The sequence below is a fragment of the Glutamicibacter protophormiae genome (genome assembly GCF_016894325.1).
In the GTDB taxonomy this organism is placed as follows: domain Bacteria; phylum Actinomycetota; class Actinomycetes; order Actinomycetales; family Micrococcaceae; genus Glutamicibacter; species Glutamicibacter protophormiae.
In genome coordinates this window covers 1,942,072-1,963,965 of the sequence record NZ_CP069806.1, presented here as the reverse complement: position 1 = coordinate 1,963,965, position 21,894 = coordinate 1,942,072, and the positions used below count along the sequence as shown (strand labels likewise).

Below are 21,894 nucleotides of genomic sequence, written 5' to 3'. Positions count from 1 at the left end.
CGCAAATAAAGTTGCGCAATAGAACTTGCGCAACTTTATTTGGGCAATTGTTATGCTGAATCCATGACGCAACCACAGTCGAACGTCACGTTCACCACGCCCATGCTCAAGGCCATGGCCAACCCGCTGCGCCGGCAGATTTTCGACGCGCTGGCGGCCATGCGCACCGGGCGGGCCTCGGACATCGGGGAGCTGCTGGGCCTCGCGCCGAACAAGGTCAGCTTCCACCTGCGCGAGCTGGCCAAGGCGGAGATGATCGAGGAAGCCCCGGAGCTGGCTCGCGACAAGCGCGACCGCGTCTGGCGTCCGGCCGCCACCGGCTACACCACGGGCCAGCCTGCGGACCGCAGCAAAGACGGTTCGGCCACCGCCATGAACGCCTATCTCGGGCAGGTCATCCACGACGAGCAGCGCCGCCTCGAAGCCACGCTGGCCCACGCCCAGCGGTGGTACGACGGCGGCGAGATCCGGGAGGACCTGGCGCAGCTGAGCACCAGCAACCTGATGCTCACCGATGACGAGCGCCAGGAACTGCAACGCCGGCTGGACCAGGTGATCCCCGCCTTCCGCAAGGACCAGGAGAACGGGAAGGTCGCCACCGCGCAGCCGATCTCCGAGCGCAAGCTGTGGCACTACTCGGGGCTGCTCTCGGCCGATGAGCTGTTGAACGGGTCACACTCGGCCGGACAATCGACGCAAAAGCCGAAGTGAACCGGTTGCGCGGGGCGATGCTGAACTAAACTGGGTTCTGGCTGGCTGTGGCCAAGGTATGCCACAAGCTATGAAGCCATCACAGATTGAAAGGTAGAACCCGATCTCATGAGCGAGCAGCTGACTCTCACCATCGACGGCGAGCAGGTACAGGTGGACGCGGGAACGACCGGTTTGCAGTTCTTCGCCAAGGACAAAGACGTGGTAGTCATGCACGTCGACGGCGTACTGCGAGACCTGTCCCGCGAACTCGAAGCCGGAACCACTGTCACCCAGGTAACCATCGCCGACCCCGAGGGTCTGGAGGTGTTGCGCCACTCGACCGCCCACGTGATGGCCCAGGCGGTGCAGCAGCTGCGTCCCGATTCCAAGCTAGGCATCGGCCCGTACATCACCGACGGCTTCTACTTCGACTTCGACGTGGACGAGCCGTTCACCCCCGAAGACCTGAAGCAGCTGGAAAAGATGATGCTCAAGATCGTCAACCAGAACCAGCTCTTCGCCCGCCGCGAGGTCTCCCCCCAGGAGGCCAAGGCCGAGATGGCCAACGAGCCGTACAAGTGCGAGCTGCTGGCCAAGGCCGATTCGGCCGACACCTCCGGCGAAGGCGTGACCGTCGAGGTCGCCGCCGGCGAAACCACCATTTACGACAACGTGGACCGCAAGTCCGGCGAAACGGTCTGGAAAGACCTGTGCCGCGGCCCGCACCTGCCGAACACCAAGCTGATCAAGAACGCCTTCTCGCTGACCCGTTCGGCCGCCGCCTACTGGCTGGGCAGCGAAAAGAACAAGCAGCTGCAGCGCATCTACGGCACCGCCTGGCCGACCAAGGAAGACCTGAAGGCCTACCAGGAGCGCCTGGCCGAGGCCGAGCGCCGCGACCACCGCAAGCTGGGCGCCGAGCTGGACCTGTTCTCCTTCCCGGACGAGCTGGGCTCGGGCCTGCCGGTGTTCCACCCCAAGGGCGGCATCATCAAGCGCGAGATGGAAGACTACGTGCGCGACCGCCACGTGGAAGAAGGCTTCCAGTACGTGGGCACCCCGCACATCTCCAAGGACGGGCTGTTCCACACCTCGGGCCACCTGCCGTACTACGCGGACACCATGTTCCCGGCGCTGCACATCGATGAAGAGCGCGACGAAGACGGCAACATCACCAAGCAGGGCCAGGAATACCGCCTGAAGGCCATGAACTGCCCGATGCACAACCTGATCTTCCGCGGCCGCGGACGCTCCTACCGCGAACTGCCGCTGCGCCTGTTCGAGTTCGGCCACGTCTACCGCTACGAGAAGTCCGGCGTGGTCCACGGCCTGACCCGCGTGCGCGGCTTCGCCCAGGACGACTCGCACTCCTACGTCACCAAGGAGCAGGCCCCGGCCGAGGTCGAGCACCTGCTGAACTTCATGCTGTCCCTGCTCAAGGACTTCGGCCTGGACGACTTCTACCTGGAGCTGTCCACCCGCGATCCGGAGTCGGACAAGTTCATCGGCTCCGACGAGCAGTGGGAGGAAGCCACCGCGGTGCTGGAGCGCGTGGCCACCGAAACCGGCGTCGAGCTGGTCGCCGACCCGGGCGGCGCGGCGTTCTACGGCCCGAAGATCTCGGTCCAGGCCAAGGACGCCATCGGCCGCACCTGGCAGATGGGCACCGTGCAGTACGACTTCAACCAGCCGGCACGCTTCGGCCTGGAGTACCAGGCCGCCGACGGCTCCCGCCAGGAGCCGGTGATGATCCACGCCGCCAAGTTCGGGTCGATCGAACGCTTCCTGGGTGTGCTCACCGAGCACTACGCCGGCGCTTTCCCGGCCTGGCTTGCCCCGGTGCAGGTCCGCGCCATTCCGGTGGCCGAGGCCTTCAACGACTACCTCGCCGAGGTCGTCGCGAAGCTCAAGGCCGCCGGCGTACGCGTGGAGCTGGATGACTCCTCGGATCGCTTCCCGAAGAAGATCCGCAACGCGTCCAAGGAGAAGATCCCGTTTGTGCTCATCGCCGGCGGCGAGGATGCCGAGGCCAACGCGGTCTCCTTCCGTTTCCGCGACGGCAGCCAGGACAACCAGGTGCCGGTCGACGAGGCGGTTGCCCGCATCGTGACCGCCATCAAGAGCCGCGACAACAACAACTAAGCACACCGCAACAAGGGAGTCCACCAGCATGCAGTATCCGCAGGACGCACAGGTCACCGACGATTTCGAACTCGCCGGCGTGCCCGACTCGTTCCAACGCTTGTGGACTCCCTACCGGATGGCCTACATCAAGGGCGGCCAGGACCAGGTCAAGGACGAGGCGAGCTGCCCCTTCTGCGCCGGCCCGGGCCGCACCGACGGCGAGGCGCTGATCGTGCACCGCGGGGAAACCTGCTTCGTGATCCTGAACCTGTTCCCGTACAACCCGGGGCACCTGCTGATCTGCCCGTACCGCCACGTGCCGAACTACACCGACATCACGCTGGAGGAAACCGCGGAAATGGCGGCCCTGGCGCAGAAGTCGATGCGGGTGCTGCGCGCGGTGTCCAACCCCGCCGGCTTCAACCTGGGCATGAACCAGGGCGAAGCCGGGGGAGCCGGGATCGCCGCGCACCTGCACCAGCACGTGGTGCCGCGCTGGAGCGGCGACGGGAACTTCTTCCCGATCATCGCCCAGACCAAGGCGATTCCGCAGACCCTGTCCGAGGTGCGCGAAGCCATCGCTGCGGCGTGGCTGGACGTCGAATAGGCCGGGCGCCACCCCGAGGCGGTACGCCGCTTGGGCGCGCCGCGGACCGGAAGGAATTCCCTTCCGGGCCGCGGCGCGCTTTTTGCTGCCCGGACGCCGTTCCGCGGTGATTGACGGCGGCTTCAGAGGTGATCGCCTCCCGAAACACGAAGCTCTTTGAAGCGCGTGCGCGCAGCCGGCCTGGGCGTGCCCCGCGTAGCGGAACAGGTGCCCGGCGGATGGCTGCGCGGCGGGCGGGATCCCCTGGAATCAAGCCGAAATCAGCACGTCGCGCGTCCGGCGCGAAAGCGCTGCGCGTCGAAACCTCCCGGCGGCTGCAGGGACTTTTCGGCGCATGCGGCGCCCGGGACACATAGTTGAACGGTGTTCAAGAAAACTCCCGCAAGGGTGTACGGTGTGTAATCAACATATATTGAACACCGTTCAAGGATGCCGCGCCGGAAGAGCATTCCCCTCGCCGGCAGGATCCGGACGCGGTGCTCCCGTTGGAAAGGCACCCCATGACCTTGGATACCGCAGCCGCAGAAACCGCCCAGCCCGCGCTCCTCGACGCCGACGAGCTCGCCGCCCGGATCGCCTCCGGACACCGGCTCACCGAAGCCGAGGCGCTGGCGGTGCTGGCCACCCCGGACTTCGCCACGCTGCCGCTGGTCGGCGCCGCCGGCACCCTGCGCCGCCAGCACTTCGGCAACACCGTCAAGGTCAACTACCTGGTCAACCTGAAGTCCGGGCTGTGCCCGGAGGACTGCACCTACTGCTCCCAGCGCCTGGGCTCGAAGGCCGAAATCCTGAAGTACACCTGGCTCAAGCCCGACGAGGCCGTCGCCCAGGCCGGCTACGGCATCGCCGGCGGCGCCTCGCGGGTCTGCATGGTCGCCTCCGGCAAGGGCCCCACCGACCGGGACGTGGACCGCGTGGCCACCATGGTCGAACAGCTCAAGGGCGAGCACCCGCAGGTCGAGGTCTGCGCCTGCCTGGGCATCCTGAAGGACGGGCAGGCCGCCCGGCTGAAGGACGCCGGGGCGGATGCCTACAACCACAACCTGAACACCTCCGAATCGCTCTACCCGGAGATCTGCACCTCGCACAGCTACCAGGACCGGGTGGACACCGTGCAGCAGGCCCAGTCCGCCGGGCTGTCCTCCTGCTCCGGGCTCATCGTGGGCCTGGGCGAAACCCCCGAGCAGCTCGTCGAGGCCGTCTTCGCGCTGCGCGAGCTGGGCTCGGACTCCATCCCGGTCAACTTCCTGATGCCCTTCGACGGCACCCCCATGGAAGGCACCTGGCTGCTCACCCCGCTGGCCTGCCTGCGGATCCTGGCCCTGGTGCGGCTGGCCTGCCCGGACAAGGAGCTGCGCATCGCCGGCGGCCGCGAGATGCACCTGCGCTCGCTGCAGTCCACCGCGCTGGAGGTCGCCAACTCGATCTTCCTGGGCGACTACCTCACCAGCGAAGGCCAGGGCGCGGCCAAGGACCTGGACATGATCGCCGACGCCGGCTTCGTAGTCCTGGGCCAGGAAGCCTCCAGCCCCGCAGACGTCGCCCGCCGCCTGCGCGAAGCCGCGCACGCGGCCGCGGCCCACGAGGAGCAAGCCCCGGCCGGGGGCTGCGCCAGCGGCTGCGGCACCGGCTGCGGCCCGTCCGCTTCCGCCGACGCACCCGGCTGCGGCAGCGCCGCCTCGGGCTGCTGGCCCAGCGCCGCGCGCGAACCGGTGCTGCGCCGCCGCGGCGCCGGAACCCAGCAGGGCCCGAACGCATGAAAACCGCCACCGACCTGCTGACCCGGGATGCAGGGCTGCTCTGGCACCCGTACGCGCCGCTGGACGCGGGGGCGCACTACGCGGTCACCGCGGCCGGCGGGGCCGAGCTCACGCTGCGCGACGCACAGGGCGCCGAGCACCGGGTCATCGACGGCATGGCCTCCTGGTGGTCCATGGTGCACGGCTACCGCAACCCGGCGCTGGATGCCGCCGCGCATGCCCAGATCGACGCCTTCAGCCACGTGATGTTCGGCGGGTTGACCCACCAGCCGGCCATCGAGCTGGCCGAACGGCTGGTCGAACTGGCCCCGGAGGGCCTGCGCCACGTGTTCCTGGCCGACTCCGGATCCATCAGCGTGGAGGTCGCGCTGAAGCTGGCCCTGCAGTACCAGGACGCCTGCGGCCGCCCCGAACGCCGCCGCTTCCTGGCGCTGCGCGGCGGCTACCACGGCGACACCTTCGCCGCCATGAGCGTCTGCGACCCGGTGGACGGCATGCACGCGGCCTTCGCCCCGCTGGCGCGCGAACAGCTGTTCCTGCCCCGCCCGCCGGCCGCCGAACGCACTATCGCCGGGGACTGGATCTACGACGAGGACGAGCTCCAGCTCTGGGAGACCCGGGCCCGCCGGATGGCCGCGCAGCACACCGGGACGCTGGCCGGGATCATCTGCGAGCCGCTGCTGCAGGGCGCCGGCGGCATGTTCATCTACCCGCCGCGTGTGCTGCAGGTGTTGCGCGAGATCGCCGACGAGCACCGGATGCTGCTGATCCTCGACGAGATCGCCACCGGCTTCGGCCGCACCGGCAAGCTGTTCGCCGCGCAGCACGCCGGCATCGAGCCGGACATCATGTGCGTGGGCAAGGCGCTGACCGGCGGCTACCTCTCCCTGGCCGCGATGCTCTGCACCGCAGCGGTCGCCGCGGCGCTGGAATCGGGCGCCGGAACCGCCGGCTCCGCGCTGCTGCACGGGCCCACCTTCATGGGCAACCCGCTGGCCTGCGCGGTGGCCTGCGCCTCGCTGGACCTGCTCGCCGGGCCGGCCGGCACCGCCCCCGGGCAGGCCCCCTGGCAAGCCCAGGTCGCCCGGCTGGAACGCGGGCTGAACAGCTCGCTGGCCGGAGCCCGGAAGCTGCCGGCCGTGCGGCAGGTGCGGGTGCTCGGCGGGGTCGGGGTGATCCAGCTGCACGAACCGGTCAAGGTGGCGGAGGTGGCCGGGGCCGCCGTGGAACGCGGCGCCTGGGTGCGCCCGTTCCGCGACCTGGTCTACGTGATGCCGCCGTACATCTGCACCGACGGGCAGCTGCAGACCCTGGGCGCGGCCCTGACCGACGCGGTATCGGAGGTGCACGGTGGCTGACGTGGCGATCGCGCCCGCGACCACGGCCTGGGAAGGCTGGCTGCGCGGACGCTCGGCGGTGCGCGCCAAGCGGGACATACAGCGCACCGACAGCGCCCGCTCCACCCTCTACGACCTGGCCTCCAACGACTACCTGGGCCTGGGCGCGCACCCGGTGGTGCGCACCGGAGCCATCACCGCGCTGTGCACCGCCGGCGCCGGCGCCGCTGCCAGCCGGGTCGCCTCCGGCACCTGGGACATCCACCGCGAGCTGGAAACCGCCCTGTGCAGCTACACCGGCCGCGCGCAGGCGCTGGTGTTCTCCAGCGGCTACACCGCGAACCTCGGGGTGCTCGGCGCGCTGGGCGGGCCGGGCAGCCTGTTCCTGCTCGACGCCCACGCCCATGCCAGCCTGGTCGACGGGGCCAAGCTCTCCGGCGCCGCCTGGCGCAGTTTCGAGCACAACAGCCTGGCCGCCGCCGAGCAGCTGCTGCGCGCCAACCGCGACGCCCCGGCCCCCAAGCCGCGTGTGGTGCTCGTGGTCGAATCGCTCTACTCGGTGCTCGGCGACGCCGCCCCGCTAGAGCAGGCCGCCGCGCTGTGCGCCGAATACGGCGCGGTGCTGCTGGTCGACGAAGCGCATTCGCTGGCGACGGTGCCTTCCGGATCCGCGGTGCGCGCGGCGGGGCTGGAGCAGGCAGGGCACGTGCTGGCCACCGCCACCTTGTCCAAGGCGCTGGGCGCCCAGGGCGGCGCGGTGCTGGTCGGCGGAGACGACGCGCAGCTGTGGCGCGAACACCTGCTGAACACCGCGCGCACCTTCATCTTCGACACCGCGCTGGCCCCGGCCGCCGCGGGCGGGGCGCTGGCCGCGCTGGGACTGGCCACCGAAGAGCGCATCGCGCGGCTGGCGGCCAATACCCTGCTGATCCGCGACATCCTGTCCGCCGAGCCGCGGCTGGCCGGCCGCGTCGAAGCCTCGGCAGGCCCGGTGCAGTCGGTGCGCATGAACACCCCCGCGCAGGCGACGGCGGCCGCGGCGCTGCTGCGCGAACGCGGCTACGCCGTGAACTGCTTCCGCCCGCCCAGCGTGCCCGACGGCGTGTCCCGGCTGCGGCTGACCGCCCACGCGCACCACCACCCCGACACCCTCGCGGCCGCGCTGCAGAGCGTCATCGGCACCATCCTGGAGGTTGAAGCATGAGCTGCCCCTACGCCGGCACCCTGTCCGCCGCGGCCGGCGCACCCCTGGCCCGGCCGCTGGAGGAGGTCTTGCCGAACGCCGTCACCGGCCGCTACCGCAGCATCGAGGACCCTGCGACGGTCCGCGAGATCCTGCGCCGCGCCGAGGACTTCACCCCGGCCAACGCGCTGCATGCTGCGGTCCAGCTGGCTCCCGCCACGCTGCGCATCCTGGCCTGCGGGCGCTTCGCGCTGCCGCCGGTGCTCGCCAGCGCCTCGGGGCCCGAACACCTGGCCGTGCGCCGGGTGGTCGCCGGCTTCTTCAGCCCCGCCAAGGTCGCCGCGCAGGGACAGTTCATCACCCGCCGCACCCGCGAACTGTGCGAGCAGCTGCGTGAAGAGTTCGATGCCGGGGCGGAGCTGGACCTGGCCGTCGAACTGGCCGCCGTCATTCCGCCGGAGGTCATGGCCCGGCTGGCCGGCACCCCGGTGCCGCCCGTGGACCGGCTCAAACGCTGGAGCCGGGACTCGCTGGAGCTGTTCTGGGGCTGGCCGGACGCGGAGCGCCAGCAGGAGCTGGCCCGCAGCGCCGTCGAATACCACGCCTGGCTGCGCGGCGCCGTGGCCGAGGCCCTGGCCCGGGACGACGGAAACCTCTACGCCGCGCTGCACCAGGCCGGGGTGGACGCCAAACGCATCGTCTCGCTGGCCTACTTCCTGGGCATCGCCGGGCAGGAAACCACCGCAATGCTCATCCAAAGCGCGCTGTTCTGCGCCCTGCACGACGACGACTGGGCCGACTGCGCCGATCCGGCCACCGGCGAATCCGCCAGCTCCCGGGTGGTGCAGCGGGTGCTCCTGGAAGCAAGCTCGGTCCCCACCTGGCGCCGCATCACGCGGATCGAGACGGAGCTGGACGGCGGACGCTTCGCCGCGGGCGATGAACTGGTGCTGCGCCTGTCCGGCGGCCGGCTGGCCGAGTTGGGGGACGATTCCCTGGTCTTCGGCTTCGGGCTGCATCGCTGCCTGGGCGCAGCGCTGGCCCGCATGGAAACCGAGGTGGTCCTGCGCACCGCCGCCGCGGCATGGCCGAATCTGGAACTCGCCGACAGGAGCCAGCCCTGGGGCCATCTGGTTTCCTTCCAATCACCAACCGCAGTCCGCGTCCGCCGCGCCACTTTCGAAAGGACCCAACCATGATCCACGTCATCACCGGAACCGACACCGATGTGGGAAAAACCGTCGCCACCGCCGCCCTGGCCGCCCGGGAGCTTGCCTCCGGGCGCCGCGTCGCGGTCTACAAGCCCACCCAGACCGGGGTGCGGCCAGGGGAGGCCGGCGACGCCCAGAGCATCGCCGCCTGGCTCGGGCATCCGGTGGGCCTGCAGGTCGCCGAGGGCATCCGGCTGCGCGAACCCATGGCGCCGGTGGATGCCGCGCTGGTCGAGGGCGGGTCCGCCGCCGTGGCACAGCTTCCGGGGCTGGCCGAGCATCTGGCACGCGTCAACCAGCTGGCAGCGGAGTACGACACCGTGCTGGTCGAAGGGGCCGGGGGATTGCTGGTGGAGCTCACCGCGGCAGGGGAGAGCATCGCCGACCTGGCCCAGGCGCTCGGGGCAGCGCTGGTGGTGGTGTCGCGCCCTGACCTCGGCACCCTGAACCACACCGCGCTGACCCTGGAAGCCGCGGTACGCCGCGGATTCGCATCCGGCACGCTGCTGCTGGGAAGCTACCCCGCGCAGCCGGATGCCCTGCACCGGCGCAACCTGGAGAACCTGCAGCAGCTGGCGGCTGCGCACGGCTGGCACTGGGCCGGGGCGCTGCCCGCCGGCTTGGTCTCCGGAGTCACGGAAAAATCCCTGCGCACCGCCGGGATGGCGCTCACCCAGCCGCGCGCTGCGGCGCCTTGCCGGGACGGGGTGGGCAGGGGCGGAACAAGGGACTAATCTTAAGTTACGTGAGGGTTTTGCCCCGGAACCGCAAGATTCCGGGGCAAAACCCGTTTTTCACACAAAAAACGTAGCCACCAAAAATATGACTTATCACCCTTCCGCAACCGGTAACATCGGCGTATGATATGACCATGAGCGCCAAGGGTTCCGCGATGCACGTAGCCATCAACCGCCGCCAACGCACCAACCAAGCCGGCACCACCGTGGAATACCGCACCGCCCTGATCCGCCGCAGCTACCGCGACAACGGGAAGGTCAAACACGAAACCCTCGGCAACGTCTCCTACCTCCCCGACCACGCCCTGGCCGCGCTGAAGGCCTCCCTGGCCGGCAAACCCCTGATCGACGCCACCGCCGACCTGAGCATCCACCGCTCCCTGCCCGCCGGACACATCCATGCGATCACCACCCTCGCCCACGGCCTGGGCTTCGAGAACCTGCTGGGCACAAAATGCCGGCACCGCGACCTGATCATGGGCCTGCTCGCCGCCCGCATCTGCAACCCCACCTCGAAGAACGCCACCCTGACCTGGTTCGCCGACACCACCTACGCCAGCGACCTCGGGCCCACCAGCAGCGACGAACTCTACGCCGCGATGGACTGGCTGCTGGAGCAGCAGCCGAGGATCGAAAAGCAGCTGGCCCGCACCCACCTGGGCCGCCAGACCGCCAACCCGCAGCGGCTGGCCCTGTTCGACCTGTCCTCCTCCTGGGTCACCGGAACCCACAACCCGCTGGCCAAGCACGGCTACTCCCGGGACAAGAAACGCGGGCACCAGCAAATCGAATACGGCATGCTCGCCACCGCAGCCCGCCTGCCGATCGCGGTGCGGGTCTTCCCCGGCAACACCGCCGACCCGACCGCGTTCATCACCATTGCCGAAGAGATCCAGGAGCTGGCTGGCGTGGAAGATCTGGTCATGGTCGGGGATCGCGGCATGATCACCAGCGCCCGCATCAACGACCTGGCCAAAACCTCCTCCCTGTCCTGGGTGACCGCGCTGCGCAACACCGACATCCAGGCCCTGGCCGTAGACACCGGCCCGTTGCAGATGAGCCTGTTCGATGAGCAGAACCTGGCAGAGATCAGCCACGAGAAGTATCCCGGCGAACGGCTGATCGCCTGCCGCAACCCCGCCCTGGCCGAACACTGCAAGCACAAGCGCGAGAACCTGCTCACCGCCACCGAAGAACACCTTGACGCCCTGGTCGCCGCCGCGGCCGCCGGCCGGGTCACCGGTGCCGGGGCGATCGGGGTGAAAATCGGCAAGGTGCTGGGCAAATACAACATGGCCAAGCACTTCCTGCTGGATATCACCGACACCTCGTTCAGCTACCGCCGCAACCAGGAATCCATTGCCCGGGAGGCGGGGCTGGACGGGATTTATGTCATCCGCACCAACGTGCCTGAAACCAGCATGGATGCCGGCGGTGCGGTGCGGACCTACAAGTCCCTGGCGAACGTGGAGAAGATCTTCAAAACCCTGAAGAGCCGGGATTTGGGGATCCGCCCGATCCGCCACTACACCGAGGATCGCACCCGGGCGCACGTGTTCCTCTGCATGCTGGCCGCGCACCTGACCTGGCACCTGCGCACCGCCTTGGCACCGCTGACCTACACCGACGAGGAGCGGCCCGTCGGTGAGGACCCGGTGGTCAAGGCCGAACGCTCCACCACGGCGGCCAGGAAGGCCAGCACGCGGAAACTGGCCACAGGAGAGACGGCGTACGGCTTCCAGGGACTGCTCACCCATTTGGCCACCAGGACCCGGAACACGGTCAGCGTGGCCGGGGTGCAGGAGTCCTTTGAGCTGCTGGCCCTGCCCACCACCACCCAGCACCGGGCGATGGAGTTGATCACCGCTCACCTGGAAAAGCTCACAGCGCAGCCAGCGTAGCCAGAAACAGAAAGGAGAAATCGCCCGGATCCGCGTGATTCCGCGGATCCGGGCGTTCTCCCTAACGTAACTTCAGCCTAGGGCGGAAGAGAACGGAACGGCCTGGACGTGCGCTTGAGCTGATTGAATTACGGACGGAAGCACAGCTGGTCCGGGATCGCCGGTAAGCAGTAGAGCAGCCAGTACGACTGCGGAATTGAACGCTATATGGAGAGGGTTATTTTTAGTCACCCCTCGTTGTGTGGGCCGAGAAGAAGCTAGTTCACGAGCGTTTGAATTCTGTTTGTCAGTATCTTGCGAGCAGCGATTTAGTTCCGTCATGCACTTGTTGTGTGCGGGGCGGGAACTCTTTTGTGGGACGAGTGCGATGAGCGCAGAAAAACGGATTTCCATACTGTTTACGGGCGAAACAGTGGGCGAAATACAGTGCCAGGGGGCTGAATAGTTTTCAGCGGTGCCGGGTTACTGCCGTCAAATGGATGTTTTGCTGCAAGGACCGGCCGGGCTTCCCCTCAACCAGTGCTCATTGACGAGGGACGGTGGTACATGTCCTGCGCTTTTGTCCCCGGCCGGGGATGTAGGAGTGAGCTATGGTCCAGTACCGGGGTTGGTTGTACGTCCCGCTATGTAGGGCTGGGGCTTGTTGTCAGCTCATGCTTCGCCGAGCTGGAGGACGTGGACGCCGTGGTGAGGAGAAACAGTACGGCCGCAGTTGGATCGTTCCAGCACCCACTGAGCTCGATCATTGGCGGCAGCAGTGTGGAGCTACAGGTGCTAGCGGCAGTAGATCAGTGATGGTTCAAGAAGGTCTGTTCAGCGTGCGAGCCGGTGTTTCCAGGGCTTTTGTTTCTTCGCCGTCGTGGTTGTCGGTCGTGCGGATGTACTTTCCAAACGGAAAGTCACAGCAACTGCTTCAGTTCGGTCGATTTAGATTACTGAATTCTGAGTAAGACTCTTCTTTTTGGTTAATCTGCCTCAGATTAATCGATATCTTATTGAGACCTATTTCAGCGGTTATTTTCCAACTTTGCTGGATAGGCTGGATCTATTCGCTAAAAAGGAGGAATTTTTCGTAAAAAACTCGTATCTGTGTTCTCGGCTGCGGCTCTGTCAGCCTCCGTGATGCTGGCAGTCCCTAGTAGCGCATGGGCTGGCCCGTCGAAGTCTGAACCCCGTGTCTCCGAAGAAGAAGAACCCCGTGTCTCCGAAGAAGAAGAACCCCGTGTCTCCGAAGAAGAAGAACCCCGTGTCTCCGAAGAAGAAGGAGGAGGCATGAGTCCTGAAGTATGGGAAAACCAAGACAAACTTTTCTCGTATGGTGATTGGCTTGCGGAGCAGAACGAAGCGACGGATTTGGGCTTTATCGCTACGGTAAACGATGCAAACAGCCTTTCGGTCAAGTTGCTTTGGGAAGAGGATCGACTCGACGCAGCTGGCTTCTACAAAGAAGAAGCCGAGGCTCGGGGGCTTAACGTTTCTGTGATTCCAAGAAAGTACTCTCTCCAAGAGCTTGAATCAACAGCGGAGCGACTCATGGATGATGCCGCCGCTTTGGAAGATAGTGGGTTTCAGGTCGATACGGTCACGGGTCTTCAAGAGGCGCTTCAGAATTCAGAGTGTAACCGCCTAAACCCAACACCCCGGATCCCGGGCATGTCGCCAAAGCACGAAAAAGTCGAGGCCTTCGCGAAGAATGGAAGTTCCTACACAACCTTCTTCGAAAGACCCCGACGTTGCTCAATCCTACCTTCACCGCACCAGACCTCACGACATTCGCAGGCCTGAACCAGCTGGGCTTGACCGCCATCGGGCAGCACCTCAGCACGGCGAAAGCCGAGATTCTCTGCCACGTCACCACCCCGGACCCGTGGTGCCGCATCTGCGGTGGCACCGCAGTTCCCCGCGATACCGTCACTCGCAGACTCGCCCACCAACCCTGCGGCTGGCGGCCCACCGTCCTGGTCATCAGGCACCGCCGCTACCGCTGTGGCCACTGCCAACGCGTATGGCGTGAAGACCTGAGCCAAGCAGTAGCGCCACGACAGAAAATCAGCAGGACCGGGCTGCGCTGGGCTTTGGCCGGGCTCGTCACCCAGCACCTGTCAGTTTCCAGAATTGCCGAAGGGCTCGGCGTCACCTGGAATACCGCCAACGAAGCGGTGCTGGCCGAAGGCCAACGGCTGCTCATCAGCGATCCTGCACGGTTTGACGGAGTCAAAGTGTTAGGCGTGGACGAGCACGTCTGGCGGCACACCCGCACCGGCGACAAATACGTCACCGTCATCGTGGACCTGACCTCTGTGCGCGACGGCACCGGCACCGCGCGACTGCTCGACATGGTTCAGGGCCGGTCCAAAGCGGTGTTCAAGACCTGGCTGGCCGAACGCGACGAGCAGTGGAAGCAGGGCATTGAGGTGGTCGCGATGGACGGGTTCACCGGCTTCAAAACAGCTGCCGCCGAAGAGCTGCCCCACGCAGTAGAGGTCCTGGATCCGTTCCATGTGGTCAAACTCGGCTCCGAAGCCCTGGATCAAACCCGGCAACGGGTCCAGCGCGAGCACCATGGGCGGCGAGGACGCAAGGACGACCCGCTGTATCAGTGCCGGCGCACACTGACCACAGGGCTGTCGTTGGCCACCGAGAAGCAGAAAACCAAGCTGGAGGATCTGTTCAAGGCCCCGGAGTATGAGCCGGTGCAACTGGTGTGGAGCGTGTATCAGAAGATGGTTGATGCCTACCGGCAACTGAAACCCGAGATCGGGCGGTGGGCTATGGAGCAACTGATTGCCGAGATCGGTACGAAGGTGCCCAAGGGGCTGCCGGAGTTGAAGAAGCTCGGCGGGACCCTGCGTCGGAGGAAGACGGATATCCTCGCGTACTTTGACCATGTCGGCAGTTCGAATGGGCCTACCGAAGCGCTCAACGGACGTTTGGAGCATCTGCGAGGTATCGCATTAGGGTTCAAGAATCTGACGCACTATATCGCACGGTCGTTATTGGAGACCGGCGGGTTCAGGCCACGTTTACACTCTGAATCCTGAAGAGCCCTTCAAGAGGACGTCGATGGTGTCGAACTGAACTTGATTCCGAATGATGCTTCAGCCTCAGCGAGGACGCTGACTACTTCAGTGCAAAAGGTGGCAAACAACTTGGCTGACAATTTCCCCGTTGATGTAAAAGTTTCCGTGGCTGGGGAGGAAGAAGCAACAATTCCGGCTGCAGGTCGACATTCGGACTCATCTCCATTTTATGCAGGTGGCTGGATGACCTCTTCGGGCGGAGGTTGCTCGGCCGGATTCGCCATGAAATATGCTGGAGTAAATAGGATCACTACGGCCCGCCACTGTAACAAGTCGTACAAAACTTTGAACGGGAAATCTTATGGGTCAACCGTGAAAACGAACCACGCAGGCCAAGCGCGGATTTTGAGCGGGAAAGGTGCCGGTCGCACTTGGGATGGTGCATGGAACGATTCCAAGGGTTTCAACAAGCGAGTCACCGGGTATCGTGATGTATCGCTCGGTGACTTCGTCTGTACGAATGGTGCGAACTCTGGCGTCCACTGCAACGTGAAAGTTACAGCGATGAAAGTTGCCTGGGACGACAAGTTTGGAGGGGGAGCCGCCAACAACATCAAGGCTGTTCAGCAGTCTTCAAAGAATATTGCTGCAATTCAAGGTGACAGCGGAGGGCCAGTGATCTACCCGAACGGCACTGGAACAGTTGGTGCCGTGGGAATGATCCAGGCCATTAGTGGGACAGCGTTGACCGGTTCTGCTTGCGGTAGCGTCAGGTCCCTTGGCAGCAATAAGTGCTCCAAGACCGTTCTGTTCACCTCGACTCGTACGTTCGCAAAGTCTGCGGGCGCTTCGTTGGTCACCGGATAGGGAAGGATATCTATGCGCTGGTCACTCAAAGCCACGTCTCTAATACTCACACCGTTAATTCTTCTTCTTGCAGGTTGTTCTGTTTCAGGAACTGAGAATCAGCCCGGCAATACGTCGACTGACAAGCCACCTGCTAGTTCGCAGATGCCCTCTCAAACTAGTGTCGACAAGTCCTACAAAGTCGTGTCGTTGGAGGTGAATGAGAAGAAAGACTTGCTCGCAGAAGGATTAGAAATCATTCTTCCTGATCCGCCCGCCGGAGGCGAGATTCGTGCAATTGGTTTCTGCTCGTCACCGGGCTTTCAAGTCGAAAGTGTCAGTGGTGATGAATGGACCGTGTCCCGTTCACTCATCCAAGCAGGCTCAGGCTGTACTGGTAGTTCTACGGAACTGACTGAGCATCTAGACGAATTGTTCTCAGGCAAAGTGACGGTAGAGAAGACGGGATCTAAGATCACCTTTTCAAGGTCCAGCTATAGGCTTGTACTTGAAAAGTAGCTTGGCTGTGAATCAAGCTCGATGGCGCGTCGTTCGATTCTAGGCATTCCAAGGACGTTTTATACTATCGGGTAGAGCATCTTTGGTTGCTTCAGCAGGTGATATTGATTTATTGAGATAGAGCCACAATCCTGAATGGATTGTGGCTCTATCTGGTTAAGAATACTGAGAATCCACAGCCAGGGGCTATAGGCAATAAAGTGTGTCTGGCCCGGGCGTGTTCCCAGGCCAGGAGCCTGTCAGGTTGATTGTGTAAGACCCCTAGTCAATTGATAGAAATAGACTAGGAAAACACGATATGACCATCCAGAAAGACCAGGCCGAACAGAGCATGGAAAACGCCTCCGACATCGCCGAGAAGATCGCAGCCCTTGGCTCCATGGATGCCGTGAAGGACTCCGGGGCCTTCGGCGAGCTCATGGGCTTCATCGACCGCGGCGAGATCCAGCTCGACGGCAAGGACGGAGAACATCGCAGCAGATCATCCGTGCCGGCCTCGAACGCGGCCTGAAATCCGAGCTGAGCAACCACCTGGGCTACGAGCAAGGCGAAGCCCACGGCCGGTTCCTGCCGAACTCCCGCAACGGTTCCTACCCGAAGACCGTGTCCACGGTGGCCGGGGATATCGACCTGCAGATCCCCAGGGACCGGGCCGGCACCTTCACCCCGACCCTGGTGCCCAAAGGGCTCGCGCCGCACCGGCGGCCTGGAGGAAATGATCATCTCCCTCTACGCCGGCGGCATGACGGTGCGGGATATCGCCTACCACTTGGAAACCACGGTCGGCACCCAGCTATCCCACGACACCATCAGCAAGATCACCGACGAGGTCCTCGACGAGGTCGCGGCCTGGCAGGAGCGCCCGCTGGAGGAGTTCTACCCGATCCTCTACCTGGACGCCATGGTCATCAAGGTCCGCGACGGGCACCAGGTACGGAACAAAGCCGCGCATATGGCCATCTGCGTGACCGTGGAGGGCATCAAGCACGTGCTGGGGATCTGGGTGACCGAGAACGAGGGCGCGAAGTTCGCAGGCTCTGTGTTTGCGCGTAAAAAGCCAACCGCGGGGTGAAAGACTTCCTGATTGCCTGCTGCGACGGGCTCACCGGATTCCCCGAAGCGATCGAGGCGACCTGGTCACGGGCGACCGTGCAGACCTGCGTGGTGCACTTGATCCGTGCGGCAAACCGGTTCGTTTCCTATGGTGATCGCAAAGCGGTCAGCGCGCAGCTGAGGAGCATTTACACGGCTCCGAGCATTGAATCCGCGCTGAAAGCCTTGGATGATTTCGAAGCCAGTGCGTTGGGGCAGAAGTATCCGTCGGCGGTAGCAACCTGGCGCAACGCGTGGGAACGCTTCACCCCGTTCCTGGAGTTCCCGCCCGAGTTGCGCAAGGTCATTTACACGACGAACGCGATTGAGTCGATGAACTACCAGCTGCGCAAGGTCATCAAGTCCCGGGGCCATTTCCTTATCGATGCGGCGGCGGTGAAGATGCTCTGGCTGGCGATCTGCAATATCGAGGACAAGCGGGCCAGGGAGCGGTTCAAGGACGCGCAGAAGAAGGGGCGGATCCCGCGGGCTGGTGCCGGGGAGCATCTGGTGGAAGGAGCCGGGACGAACGGCTGGAAGCAGGCGTTGCAGCAGCTGGCCATGGCCTACCCGGAGCGCATCGAGACGTATTTGAATTGATTGTTACGAAGCCCTGAATAACGGATGTGACTAGAGGCTTACACAAACAATCTGACAAGCTCTGGCGGTACCGGGTCTGGTCGCTGGCCGGCTGGTGGCGTCAGGGGCAATTGGTGGCCTGAGCCGCTGCTTGCTGGTCCGTGGTTCCTTCAACAGCAATATTCTTTCGGTGAGTGGTGGCCAGTGCGTGCGTCAGTGGGTGGCGCTGTTCGTCGTGCCCTCCACCAGGAAACCCACCCGAGCTTGGCTCATGCCGGGCGCGGATGGGTTTCTGAACCACCATGAAAAAGCTGGGTTAAACAGCTGGACACCCATCAGGAGCAACCCATTTGTATCGACGGAGCGGTCATCGGTGCCAAGAACGACTGAAGGGTATGACACCGATGGAGAATCGATGCCATACCCTTACAAACTGAAGCGAGATTATTGTTCAAACCATCTGTCCCCGCCCCGATTCAGGGAACGGAGTCACTCAGCACTAGCTGTATGCAAAGAGGCGAGCAGAAGACTTCCTATCTGCCCCCGACTCAACGATGGATTGACCGCCGCTTCCGAAGAAGAAAGCTGGCACCGTTTCTACGCGGTAGAACCAATTTAGAAGCTGTCATAAGCCTCTTCCTTTTAACCAGAGGTATGCCTTTCTGAATCGCTAGAACAATATCGTCAACAATCTCCGTGATGAATTCTCGTAGTTCCTCATGTTCATCACTGAGAGGTTCATAACCGTAGAAGCGATCGTCATAATGCACTTCTGCAACTTCTCCACCGAGTACGAGAACAAATTGGCCGAGTTTGGGCCCTTGCAGTTTCAATAGAACATCATGTTCTCGCTGCTCCGCCGAAGCAGAAAATCCTGCCGGTAAAGAACCTATGATTTCTCTGGCATACTTATTCAATCCACTAAGGTATTCAGAGGTTTCCTCACTCACTTATTGTAGTTCCTTCCCCATCCTCCGTGCCAGCTCTGACCTTTTTTCTTCCCATAATGGTAGCTCCATGAGACCTTGCGACGCTCAATGTGCAAGTGGAATCTGTTGAAGGTGCGCCCAAATCTTCCCTGCTTATCATAATGTTTTCGAGCCACCCCAAATGAAACTCGATAAACGCCATTGGATTGTCTGCCTGCTCGAAAATAGTTGTTTTTCTTCCATTTATTCTTGGCGTATTTCCAGCCTTGCTTTGCATGTTCTTTTGTAGACCTCCAAGAGGATTTACCCCATTTGCCGACCGGCTTCGTCACTTTAGAACAGTATCGCTGACAGGCTTTAGCAAGGATCCTGAATAGCGGTCCCCAGAATTCCCCGGAAATGTCCTGTGCATTGACTGGGTCTTGTGGGTAAGCATAGGTCGTGGTGTTGCCGCCCTCGACCGGGTCGCGGCTGGTAAACAGCCCGGTCACCGAGTTGTAAAGCCGTGCCCCCATCAGGATCAGACCGCTGGTATCGACGGCGCGTTCATCGGCGCCATGCCAACCGTAGGTGGTGGCACCGGTGTTCACTGGTTCGGTGAGTTGGTTGCCGTACTCGTCGTATTGCGCCCACCCGGTGATACCTTGCCCCGCACCGGTACCGGTCAACGGCACGGTGGCGACCACGTCCCCGTGGGGGTTGTTCACGGCCAGTTCGACAGTGTTCCCGGTGAGGGTCAACGCCAGGTCTCCACCGATGGTGGATTCGTACCTGGTGGTGATGGTTTCGGTGCCTTGCTTACGGGTGGTCCAGGCAGGATTATCCGAATCATCGGCGTAGTGCTTGGTTTCGGTCCCGGCAGCCGCGGTACCGGACGAGGTCACCGTCAGGCGGCGCCCTGCAGGGTCCCGGGCGATGGTGGAGGTGGTGCCGTTGCGGGTGATGGCTGCGGCAGCGTCATCGGCGAAGTACTTCACCGTGATCGCCCCGGCCCCGGCCTTGACTCCGCCGGCAGCTGCCGGCGCATCGGCGGCTGGGATCGTGGTCTGCCGTCCCAACCCGTCATATACGTATCCAGCTCCCACGCCGACACGGTCTGCCGCGTCGTAGGCCCAGGTCCGTGATCCGGTTTGGGTGCCGTTGACCGTGGTGGTCAGCGAGGCACGGTTGCCGTTCTTATCAAACACGTACGTCCGCACCGTCGTTGGGGTCACGGCCCCTTCTTCGGGGTCGGTGTTTACCGTTTCTCCCGGGGTGGCGGTAATGTCCTTGACCTCGGTGAGCCGTCCGGCCCGGTCGTAGGTGAACGCACGGTCATAGGCGGCCCCACGGTCCCCGGCGGTCGAGGTGCCGGCGAGCACGTCGCCTTCCGGGGTGGTTTCACCCATGATGCGTCCGGTGACGTCACGGTTCAGCTCCCACGCGATCCAGGTGCCGATCGAGCTGGTGCCGTCTTCCGCTTTCAACGGTCCGTCATAGGCCAGGCGGACCTGCTTGCCGGATTCGTCGTAGTCCATTCTCTGGGTGAAGTCCCCGGGGATGGTTTGGGCGAGGACGTTGCCGTCCCCGTCGTAGGTGGCTTTGTAGGTTGCGGTGTTGGTGCCGCCGTGCTTGGACACGGTCATGCTGGTGACTACACCTTGGTATTCACCCATGTTCTCCGCGTCATTGGATAGGGCCCCGTACTTATACGTGGTGGTCGAGACCGGGGAGACCGTCTTGGAGACGTTGCCGAACGCGTCGTACTCAGTGGTGGTCGTTTCTCCCAGCGAGTTGGTGTAGGAAGTGGATCGTCCCCACAAGTCCTGGGTCCACTTCACCTCGGATTGCGGCAGGGAGCCGGAAGCTACCGCCCGCACGCCGTTCTGTACTCCGGTGACGTCGTAGAGCTTCTCCACCGGCTGTACCGCAGTGGTGGTGATCCCGCTGGTGGTGACCGTGGTCTTCTCTTCCTGGACATCAGCCCGGTACGTCTGGGTGGTGATGCGCTTGGCCCCATCGGTTCCGGTCGAGGACTCGGTGAACGTGGCTGGCTGGCCATAGATGTTGAACCCGGTCTGATGCTTAGCGACCGACCCGGCACCCTGCGGGATGTTCTTGCACAAGTACCCCGCATATTCCGGTTTGCTTCCGCAGTCACTATCCGCTGCGTTCGCTCCAGCGGTGTAGTAGATGCTCTTCGTCGTTCCAGCATCAGCGCCGGCGGACTTCGGCTGCCGGGATTCGATCACGCGCCCTGATCATCGAACCGGGTCTCGGTGACGATATTCTCCGCGGTTTTGGCCATGACTTGGGTAACCTTGGTGGGTGAACCAATCACCCAGCCTGAACGCAGATTATTCTTATCGGTGATCGCCTTCCCGTTCTTGTCGACGGTGTACGCGTTGTAACCGTTCTCCACTTGGGTGATGATCGGTTCCCCGGTGGTCTTTGGGTCTACTTTCCCAGAGCTGGCCTTGGAAGTCACTACCGTGGTTGGCAGCATGCGAGGCATGCCCCCGGCGTCAACATCTGTAATCGGCGTGTAGCTGGTCTTGGTATGTACCCGGGAGGGCTGATCATTTTCATCGGTGGTCACTGGTGAATAGGTGTCGGTGACGTAGCCGCGCAGGAACTCGGCGGTCGCCTCATTCTTGGCGATTTCTGCCGCTTTTTCCGTGGCATCGGTTTTCGTTGAGAGGCCGTTGCCGTTCTCATCGACCAGTGTTTTCAGATCCTCGTAGTAAACATTAACCTGAGCGTACTCTTCGTGTCCGTCCAGCACGCCTTTGTCCAGGTTAGAAGCAGTCTTTGCTGCTGCCTGAATACTATGGATGGCCCGGGCATCGTAGGACCGTTCGACATTCCCCTGCGCGTTGAACACGTTGGCAGTGAGCTGCCAGGCACCTGCCGCATAGGAGGCGGTGTTGCCGACGCGGTTCTGCGCATCGACATATTGCAGGTCAGCGTACTTGAAATCAGCCGCCGCGACCGAGGCTGCTTTGGATGATCCGATAGCTTTGCCCGGACCGAACACCGCATAACCGGTCACCGGCTTGTGGGTGCCGTCCTGTTCCCAGAGCTTGACCTGGCTTTCTGCCAGCTTGGGCGTGTTGGTTCCGTCCCCCGACGGGGTCAGGCCGTACACGAACCGAGCGTGCTGCACTCTGGTATTTCCGTCCGTGGCGTTGCCCCGTTCGACCAGTTCCAGCCAGTCGGATCGGTTCGAGTCATTGGCCTTACCGTACTTGTAGTACGTCGGCGCATCTACACGTGACCCGCTTTCGGTCTTTTCTTCGGTGGAGGCCAGCAACGGTACACCGGCAGCGGAGTTTGCTCCGTAGGTGTTGACTAATACCCGTCGGAAAAACCCATTG

General features: G+C 63.5%; 16 protein-coding genes and 1 pseudogene. 14 read left to right on the top strand and 3 right to left on the bottom strand.

Annotated elements, in window-relative coordinates:
- Nucleotides 1–63: 63 nt before the first annotated feature.
- The 14 genes and pseudogenes from JQN66_RS09135 (at nt 64) to JQN66_RS09070 (ending at nt 17,630) form a co-directional block, all read left to right on the top strand.
- Nucleotides 64–711 carry a winged helix-turn-helix domain-containing protein gene (locus JQN66_RS09135; protein ID WP_204674459.1) on the top strand — a complete coding sequence of 216 codons (648 nt, stop codon included), beginning with the start codon at nt 64–66 and terminating at the stop codon, nt 709–711.
- A gap of 108 nt (nt 712–819) precedes the next feature.
- Nucleotides 820–2,835 carry a threonine--tRNA ligase gene (gene thrS / locus JQN66_RS09130; RefSeq protein WP_204674457.1) on the top strand — a complete coding sequence of 672 codons (2,016 nt, stop codon included), beginning with the start codon at nt 820–822 and terminating at the stop codon, nt 2,833–2,835.
- 28 nt (nt 2,836–2,863) lie between these two features.
- Nucleotides 2,864–3,424 carry an HIT family protein gene (locus tag JQN66_RS09125; RefSeq protein WP_204674455.1) on the top strand — a complete coding sequence of 187 codons (561 nt, stop codon included), beginning with the start codon at nt 2,864–2,866 and terminating at the stop codon, nt 3,422–3,424.
- A gap of 500 nt (nt 3,425–3,924) precedes the next feature.
- Nucleotides 3,925–5,184, top strand: a complete 1,260-nt coding sequence (gene bioB / locus JQN66_RS09120; RefSeq protein ID WP_204674453.1) for a biotin synthase BioB — start codon at nt 3,925–3,927, stop codon at nt 5,182–5,184.
- Nucleotides 5,181–6,542, top strand: coding sequence for an adenosylmethionine--8-amino-7-oxononanoate transaminase (bioA, locus tag JQN66_RS09115; RefSeq protein ID WP_204674451.1), 1,362 nt, complete (start codon nt 5,181–5,183; stop codon nt 6,540–6,542). Before bioB ends, bioA begins: the two co-directional genes overlap by 4 nt.
- Before the next feature lies 1 nt (nt 6,543).
- Nucleotides 6,544–7,725, top strand: a complete 1,182-nt coding sequence (locus JQN66_RS09110; protein WP_239463969.1) for an aminotransferase class I/II-fold pyridoxal phosphate-dependent enzyme — start codon at nt 6,544–6,546, stop codon at nt 7,723–7,725.
- Nucleotides 7,722–8,903 (top strand): cytochrome P450, encoded by a 1,182-nt coding sequence (locus tag JQN66_RS09105; protein WP_204674449.1) that lies wholly within the window; start codon nt 7,722–7,724, stop codon nt 8,901–8,903. The genes JQN66_RS09110 and JQN66_RS09105 overlap by 4 nt, the downstream gene beginning before the upstream one ends.
- Entirely contained in the window at nt 8,900–9,649 is a 750-nt protein-coding gene (gene bioD, locus JQN66_RS09100; RefSeq protein ID WP_204674447.1) for a dethiobiotin synthase, read from the top strand. Before JQN66_RS09105 ends, bioD begins: the two co-directional genes overlap by 4 nt.
- A 137-nt stretch (nt 9,650–9,786) precedes the next feature.
- On the top strand, nt 9,787–11,553 hold the full coding sequence (locus JQN66_RS09095; protein ID WP_204674445.1) for an IS1634 family transposase: 1,767 nt from the start codon (nt 9,787–9,789) through the stop codon (nt 11,551–11,553).
- Between the two features lie 1,272 nt (nt 11,554–12,825).
- Nucleotides 12,826–13,338, top strand: a complete 513-nt coding sequence (locus JQN66_RS09090; protein ID WP_204674443.1) for a hypothetical protein — start codon at nt 12,826–12,828, stop codon at nt 13,336–13,338.
- Entirely contained in the window at nt 13,287–14,594 is a 1,308-nt protein-coding gene (locus JQN66_RS09085; RefSeq protein WP_204674441.1) for an ISL3 family transposase, read from the top strand. Before JQN66_RS09090 ends, JQN66_RS09085 begins: the two co-directional genes overlap by 52 nt.
- Before the next feature lie 108 nt (nt 14,595–14,702).
- Entirely contained in the window at nt 14,703–15,440 is a 738-nt protein-coding gene (locus tag JQN66_RS09080) for a chymotrypsin family serine protease (protein ID WP_204674439.1), read from the top strand.
- Nucleotides 15,441–15,452: 12 nt separating this feature from the next.
- A complete protein-coding gene (locus JQN66_RS09075) occupies nt 15,453–15,938 on the top strand; it encodes a hypothetical protein (protein ID WP_204674437.1) in 486 nt (161 codons plus the stop codon).
- Between the two features lie 298 nt (nt 15,939–16,236).
- Nucleotides 16,237–17,630 (top strand): annotated as a pseudogene (locus JQN66_RS09070) (IS256 family transposase).
- Between the two features lie 527 nt (nt 17,631–18,157).
- Here the strand turns inward: JQN66_RS09070 and JQN66_RS09065 are convergent.
- From JQN66_RS09065 to JQN66_RS09055, 3 genes are read right to left on the bottom strand one after another with little or no spacing between them, the layout of a single operon-like run.
- Nucleotides 18,158–18,559, bottom strand: a complete 402-nt coding sequence (locus JQN66_RS09065) for a hypothetical protein (RefSeq protein WP_204674435.1) — start codon at nt 18,557–18,559, stop codon at nt 18,158–18,160.
- Nucleotides 18,556–20,769, bottom strand: coding sequence for an RHS repeat-associated core domain-containing protein (locus tag JQN66_RS09060; protein ID WP_204674433.1), 2,214 nt, complete (start codon nt 20,767–20,769; stop codon nt 18,556–18,558). Before JQN66_RS09060 ends, JQN66_RS09065 begins: the two co-directional genes overlap by 4 nt.
- A complete protein-coding gene (locus tag JQN66_RS09055; RefSeq protein ID WP_204674432.1) occupies nt 20,766–21,830 on the bottom strand; it encodes a hypothetical protein in 1,065 nt (354 codons plus the stop codon). Before JQN66_RS09055 ends, JQN66_RS09060 begins: the two co-directional genes overlap by 4 nt.
- Nucleotides 21,831–21,894 lie beyond the last annotated feature (64 nt).